The organism is Rhodococcus sp. NPDC059234 (assembly GCF_042754225.1).
Classification (GTDB): domain Bacteria; phylum Actinomycetota; class Actinomycetes; order Mycobacteriales; family Mycobacteriaceae; genus Rhodococcus_G.
Window position 1 is genome coordinate 1 of sequence record NZ_JBHZAH010000183.1, and the last position, 6,465, is coordinate 6,465.

General features: G+C 69.3%; 3 protein-coding genes and 1 pseudogene. 1 reads left to right on the plus strand and 3 read right to left on the minus strand.

The features are described 5' to 3' along the window. Positions 1-31 precede the first annotated feature (31 nt). The 3 genes and pseudogenes from ACFXGJ_RS23715 to ACFXGJ_RS23725 form a co-directional block, all read right to left on the minus strand. A pseudogene (locus ACFXGJ_RS23715) lies at positions 32-3,388 on the minus strand (NAD-glutamate dehydrogenase); the annotation flags it as partial. 73 nt (positions 3,389-3,461) lie between these two features. Next, complete coding sequence (locus ACFXGJ_RS23720) at positions 3,462-4,262, minus strand: IclR family transcriptional regulator (protein ID WP_378625707.1); 801 nt, start codon at positions 4,260-4,262, stop codon at positions 3,462-3,464. Positions 4,263-4,594: 332 nt separating this feature from the next. After that, entirely contained in the window at positions 4,595-5,272 is a 678-nt protein-coding gene (locus tag ACFXGJ_RS23725; protein ID WP_378625708.1) for a hypothetical protein, read from the minus strand. Between the two features lie 518 nt (positions 5,273-5,790). Between ACFXGJ_RS23725 and ACFXGJ_RS23730 the strand changes: the two genes are divergently transcribed. Then, positions 5,791-6,171, plus strand: coding sequence for a hypothetical protein (locus ACFXGJ_RS23730; RefSeq protein WP_378625709.1), 381 nt, complete (start codon positions 5,791-5,793; stop codon positions 6,169-6,171). Positions 6,172-6,465 lie beyond the last annotated feature (294 nt).

Consider the following 6,465-nt stretch of genomic DNA (forward strand, 5'->3'; position numbering starts at 1 on the left):
GACCCCGGGGGTCGACCGGCTCGGGCACGGCTCAGGCGCTGCCGACCAGGCTTCGGATCTGGCGCACCGCAACCGACATGGCCGCGACGTCGACGGACGGGCTCTCGAAGATCGCCTCCAACGTCGAGCGTGCCCGCAGGATGCGAGTGGAGTTGCGCTCCTCCCAGCGGGCGATCATCGCGGCGGCGGGTTCCCCGGTGTCCGCCGCGGTGCCGAGCAGGTCCAGGCACAGTGCGCGCAGGGAGCCGTAGAGATCGTCCCGCATCGCAAGCCGGGCGAGGGAGTTCCATCGGTTGTCGTAGGCCAGTCTCGACACCGACTGCAACAGGTGCACCGCGCCGAGATGCTGGCTCAGTGCGTAGTACAGCTCCGCGACCTCCGGCACCTCGCGGCCACTGACGTCGGCCACCTCGATGATGTCGAGCAGACCGAACTGGTCGAGCAGCAGGTGCACGCGGGCCGCGAGATCGTGCGGAACTCCCGCGTCGATCGACCCGGCGACCCGCGCGTGCAGGTCGGCAAGTTCCTGCCCGCGAAGCCATTCCGGGACCAGGTGCCCGTGCCGGGCGAGTCGCGGCGCGAATCGCTCGACCTCCGCGCCGATGTCGAGGGGCTGCGGACGGTTGGCCAACAGCCAGCGCGACACCCGGTCGAGCACCCGCTGCGTGTCGACCACCAGGGCGTCGGTGACGTCGGTCGGCAGCCCGCTCTCGGCGACGTCGGCCCACAACTGGTTCAGGTCGAAGATCCGGGCCGCGACGACGTGGGCGCGCACGGCGTCGGACCCTATCGCCGCCGAGTCCTCGGCCAGCCGGAACGCGAAAGTGAGTCCGCCGTGGTCGATCACCTCGTTGGTGAGCATCGTCGCGACGATCTCGCGGCGCAGCCGATGCGTGTCGAGGTGGCCGCCGTATCGGTGCGACAGGGCGTCCGGGAAGTAGGCGCGCAGGCGGTCGCGCAGCGCCGGGTCCTCCGGCAGGTCGCCGGCCAGGAGCTCCTCCTTGACCGCGAGCTTCACGTGCGCCATGAGGGTGGCCAGTTCGGGGGAGGTCAGCCCCGTGCCGTCGTGCGCACGACGAGACAGTTCGCGCTTGTCGGGTAGCGCCTCGAGTGCGCGGTCGAGGCCGCGGTCGCTCTCCATCCTGGCGATCATCCTGGCATGGACGCCGAGGGTGGCGGCCGCGGTGGACCGGCTCACTCCCAGGACGCGGTTCTGCGACCTGTTGTCCGCCAAGACGAGTCCACTCACCTCGTCGGTCATCGAACGCAGCAGCACGTCCCGCTCGTCCGGCTCGAGGTCACCGGACGCGACCAGCCCGGCGAGCAGGATCTTGATGTTGACTTCGCGGTCGGAACAGTCGACGCCGGCCGAGTTGTCGAGTGCGTCGGTGTTGACCCGTCCGCCGGCACGAGCGAACTCGATGCGGCCGAGCGGGGTCAGCCCCAAGTTCCCGCCCTCCCCGACGACCCGGGCGCGCAGGGCGCACGCGTCGACCCGCACCCCGTCGTTGGCCTTGTCTCCCGCCGCGGCATGCGATTCCGTCGACGCCTTGACATAGGTGCCCACACCGCCGTTCCACAGCAGGTCGACCGGCGCGCGCAGGATCGCACCGATCAGGTCGGCCGGGGCCAGAGCGGACACGTCATCGGCGAGGCCGAGTGCGCCGCGGACCTCGGGGCCGATCGGCACCGACTTCACCGAGCGTGCCCACACCCCTCCGCCGGCGCTGACCAGGGAGCGGTCGTAGTCCGCCCAGGACGAACGCGGCAGGCCGAACAGCCGACTGCGTTCAGCGAACGAGGTCGCCGCGTCCGGGGTGGGATCGAGGAAGATGTGGCGGTGATCGAATGCGGCGACCAGTCGGATGTGGTTGCTGAGCAGCATTCCGTTGCCGAACACGTCACCGCTCATGTCGCCGATACCGACGACGGTGAAGTCCTCGGACTGGGTGTCGCGGCCCATCTCACGGAAGTGCCGCGCGACGCTCTCCCAGGCGCCACGCGCGGTGATGCCCATCGCCTTGTGGTCGTAGCCGACCGAGCCGCCGGAGGCGAAGGCGTCGCCGAGCCAGAAGCCGTACTCGGCGGCGACCTCGTTGGCGATGTCGGAGAAGGTCGCGGTGCCCTTGTCCGCGGCGACGACGAGGTAGGTGTCGTCCGGGTCGCGGCGAACCACGTCGCGGGCGGGCACGACCGAACCGGTGGCCGTGTCGATGTTGTCGGTGACGTCGAGCAGTCCGGCGATGAACTGCCGGTAGCACGCGATCCCCTCGGCCAGGTGTGCCTCGCGATCGGCCCGGTCGCTCCCGGTCGGCGCCGGCGGCTGCTTGACGACGAAGCCGCCCTTGGCCCCGACCGGCACGATCACCGCGTTCTTCACCGCCTGCGCCTTCGCCAGTCCGAGCACCTCGGTGCGGAAGTCCTCCTTGCGGTCCGACCAGCGCAGTCCGCCGCGGGCCACCGAACCGAACCGCAGGTGCACGCCCTCGACCCGCGGCGAGCAGACGTAGATCTCGAATCGCGGTCGGGGGTGGGGGAGTTCGTCGATCTGCTGCGGATCGAACTTGAACGACAACAACGGCGAGGTACCGCCGTGGGCGAAGTAGTTGGTGCGCAGGGTGTTCCGGATGAGGGTCGTGTAGGCACGCAGGATGCGGTCCTCGTCGAGGCTGACCACGCTGCCGAGCGCCTCGTCGAGGAGGCCGGTCAGCTCGTCCCGCCTGTCCTGGCGGTTCGCCGCCGGGTCGAAGCTGGCCTCGAAGAGTTCGACCAGCAATCGAGCGGACCCGGGGTGGGCGGAGAGGACCTCCGCGATTCGTTCCTGGCTGTACGCGAATCCCGCCTGACGCAGGTACTTCGCGTATGCCCGCAGCATCGACACCTGCCGCCAGGTCAGCCCGGCGCGACGCACCAGGTGGTTGAAGGTGTCCACCTCGGCGTCGCCGCGCCACGCGGCGGCGAAGGCCTCGGTGAACCGGGTGGCCGTGACGGTGTCGGCCGGTGCCGGATCGTTGCCGAGCGCGAGGCCGAAGTCGTAGATCCAGCACGGACTGCCGGTCGAGTCGGCCATCGGGTAGGGGCGTTCGTCGAGCACCTCGACGCCGAGGGACTGGATCACGGGCAGGATGCGGCTGAGCGAGACCGCATCGCCGTCGATGTACAACGTGAGTCGCAGCTGCCCGCGCGCCGATCCGGTCGGCTCGTGCAGTGCGACCTCGAACGAATCCGTGCGCAGCGCCTCGACTCGGGTGACGTCCGCGACGGCGCGACCGGGGTCGAAGTCGTGCTTGTAGGCCTCCGAGAGGGCACCTCGGTAGAACTCCGCCAATACCGGGTCCACCATCCGGGCGCGGAAGTCCTCGTCCCAGGCCTGCGTCATCGTCGCCATCCTCTCGTGAGCAGTTGTATATACAGGACTGTACAACCCTGTGAACTGCCTCACAAGACCCGAAGTTGCCGACTCAGCCGGGGGACGGGGCGTGGCCCGAGATGTGGGAGGTCAGGCGATCCGCGCCACCGAGGAGGATCTGCCCAACGGCGTCCGGCTCGGGGTAGGCCAACTGCCTGCGCCAGGTGGTGCTCAGCGCAGCGACCGCGCGGCCGTTGTGGTCGAACACGGCCGTGCCCACCGATCGCAGTCCCGTCGTCACCAGGTCCACCTCTTCCGCCCAGCCGCGGCTACGGGTCTCCGCGAGGGTGCGGCGCAGCTCGGTCAGGGTCCGCGGGCCGAGTCCGGTGCGGGTGATGAAGTCGCCCCGCCGCGAGTACAGCGCCTTGACCTGGGCGTCGGGAAGTGCGGCGAGGATGGCGCACCCGTTGGCAGTCAGGTGCGCGGGCAGCCGCACACCGATGTCGGTGATCAGCGAGACCTCGGCAGCCGGGCCCGAGGTGGGACGTTCCTTGAGCAGGTAGACGGTTTCGTTGCCGTGCAGGATGCCCAGGTGCACCGCCTGACCGAGCTGCATGGCGAGCCGGTGCAGGATCGGCTGCGCGAGACGTTCGAGCGGCTCGTGCCGCAGGTAGGCGGAACCGATCTCGAACGACGTCACGCCGAGCCCGTACGCCTGTTCGCCGGGCACGTAGACGACGAAGCCGCGGTCCACCAGCACCGAGAGGATGTGGTACACCGACGAGCGGGGCAGATCGAGGTCGCGGGCAAGGGCGGCCGCCCGCACCGGCCCCGGGCGCTGCGCGAGCCGGACCAGGATGTCGAGCGCGCGGCCGACCGCCGGCGAGGCGCTGGAACTCGCTGGCGTGTCCACGCGGCCGATTCTGCCAGTCCCGCCGCGCAGACGCCGCGAGGCGTATTCGGCGCGGGCCGGTGTGGGGCGACCAGATTGCCTCCACCGCACCGGCCGTGAGCCCGGACCGTCACGGCCGACGAGCTCACTCCGCAGACCCGACACGAATCAATGGCAGCTCGTGCGAGCGAATCGCAACCAGCGGGCTGGCGTTGCACGCAACGTTCCTGCGTAGCGCATCGGATGCAACATCGTGACTGCAATCCCCGGATGTCCACGTCGGGTTTCTGGACGCCAATTACTCCCTGGACCCGTGTTGTCGAGGTCGCAGCATGTGCCCTACCTGATCGCCATCAGGCGATCCCCTGCGCGACGCTGTCCCAGAAGAGGAGCTCGTAGGACTGCAGCAGGCGGGCGCAGCGCCGGGCGCGTACGGCCGTGTCGCCCGCATCCAGCCCGGCTTGAAGGATCGCGAGCATCTGCTCCTCCAAATCCGGCGGTGACTCGGCGAAGAATGCAAAGAACGCGAGCGCCGCCTCGCCGGCGCCGTAGCGTTCGCGCAGCGCCCGTGCCACGGCCCCGCAGTTGGCGCCCCACGCGGCGAAGTTGGCCAGGAACGCCAGCGTCACGTCGGCACGCGAGCCGTTGAGCGCCAGCCACGCCACGAATGCCGGGTAGGCCTGCGCTCGGGGATCAGGCTCGTGGCTGCGCAACCCCGCCTCGTCGAGGCCCAGCCAGGCGGCGAAGTCCAGCAACCTGGCGAGCGCCTGGCCTTCGCCGGCGGCAAGGGTCAGGAACAGGTCGCCGGCGGGAGGCTCCGGGAAGCGCCCGGCGAGGAACGCGAAGCTGCGCCGGTCGCTGGAAACGACCCCATACTGCTCGCTCGCGAACGCCCGCAGCCGATCCTGGGGGACGCGCCCGGCGGCGAGCGCCTCCAGCAGGCAGTGCGAGCGGATCGCCCGTTCCACTGCGGACAGTTCTGCGCGCAGCGAGGCGAGCAGGGTATCGGCCGTGAGCAATTCGTGGGACATCGCGTCCTCCTCGATCGAGGCGACCGAACCCTGGCATACCCAGCCCGGGCGAGACCCCTCAAGCCTAACGCCGTGCCGGACCCACTCAGGGAGCCTGAGCGTCGGATCCGGCGCTGCGGGACGTGCCAGTGCCGCATGTGACCGACCAGAAGAAAACGTCGGCTCCGACCAACTGCCCCCGCATCCCTGGCATCGCCCACGGGTACATCCCTGGCATCGCCCACGGGTACCAGCATCTGGACGTTCTCGCTCGAAAGCTGCTCCCGGACACGAACTGTCGCGATTGCGCCGAGATCAACCCATGGTGCCACGCAATCGCCCGCACGCTGGGCCGCGTGAGGGAGGCCCGGAAGCCAACTCGTACCGCAGGACAGCCCCGCCCGCAAGTGGTTCGAGTCGGTCTTCGACGTCAGTTACATCGTCACCGTCTGGGTTCTCGTCGCCGCGATGGACCGCCGCAAGGAACACGTCGCGTCGGAGGATCGCCGCACCGCCGATCTGCTGCGCAGGGCATCACCATGCTTGCCATCGGCGACACTGCCCATGTCGGATTCCGCGTCTTCGCCTTTGTCCGAGGCAGGGACGAGTCGTTCGTCACCTGGCTGGGCCAGCGCACCAGCCTGATCGGTATCGGCGAGATGGTTTCCTCGATCACCATGACGTTCTTCTACGTCTTCACCCTCGACGCCTGGCGAGTTCGTTTCGGCAAAACGTGGAATTGGTTCAGCAAGATGCTGCTGGCCTGCGCCTTCTACACCCCCGTCGTCCTGTTCGGCCGGCGATCACCGTTGGTCGGACTGCTTATGATTCCGAAAACCATCGCCTACGTGGCAATGGCGTTGCGCACCTACCGGGACTTCTACCGCCGCCCACGTCCAGGCAGCGGCACTTCGGTCTGACCGAGTCCGGAGCTTGTGGGTCGACAATTGCTGCTGCCGGTTCTAGCGCGGGATCGGGTTGTGCCACTGGGAGTCGATCCGACGCGCTCACGCGAGCGCCCACCCTAGGTGCCCCGGGAGGGCCTAGCACCGAGGGCCTCGAGGGTTCGATGATGGTGCCGGCCGTCGGTGGATGCGTCCCACGGCCGGCACCATGCCGGTCAGATCCGCTCGATGATGGTGCCGGTGGCCAGCGCGCCGCCCGCGCACATCGAGATCAGGGCGGTCGAGCCGTCGCGGCGCTCGAGCTCGTGC